The sequence below is a fragment of the Ruegeria spongiae genome, assembly GCF_023502395.1.
In the GTDB taxonomy this organism is placed as follows: domain Bacteria; phylum Pseudomonadota; class Alphaproteobacteria; order Rhodobacterales; family Rhodobacteraceae; genus Ruegeria_C; species Ruegeria_C spongiae.
Map to the genome: position 1 here is coordinate 1 of NZ_JAMFMB010000100.1, position 477 is coordinate 477.

General features: G+C 54.1%; 1 protein-coding gene. It reads right to left on the reverse strand.

The window, feature by feature from the left end; genetic code table 11:
* Positions 1-477, reverse strand: a 477-nt coding sequence (locus M3P21_RS22430; protein ID WP_249713728.1) for a DDE-type integrase/transposase/recombinase, incomplete at both ends; no start/stop codon positions are given.

Below are 477 nucleotides of genomic sequence, written 5' to 3' on the forward strand. Positions count from 1 at the left end.
TGAGGTTTTGTAAGCTTTCGTGGTAGCGCCGGTGATTGTAGTGGTCGACGAAAGCATCGATCTGCTGCTGAAGGTCACCGGGCAGATAGTAGTTTTCCAATAAGATACGGTTCTTGAGAGTCTGGTGCCAGCGCTCGATCTTGCCTTGGGTCTGCGGGTGATATGGCGCGCCTCGGACATGATCCATTTTCTGATCTTCCAGCCATTCGGCAAGCTCACCAGAGATGTAGCTGGACCCGTTGTCGCTGAGCAGGCGCGGTTTGTGCAGCACCGTTGCCTGATCACAGCCTGAGGCTTGTAAGGCGAGGTCCAGTGTGTCGGTCACATCCACGGTCTTCATCGTCGTACAAAGCTTCCAGGCGATGATGTATCGGCTGTAATCGTCCAGGATCGTGCTGAGATAGAACCATCCCCAGCCGATCACCTTCAAATAGGTAAAGTCGGTCTGCCAGAGCTGGTTCGGCCGTGTTGTCTTGT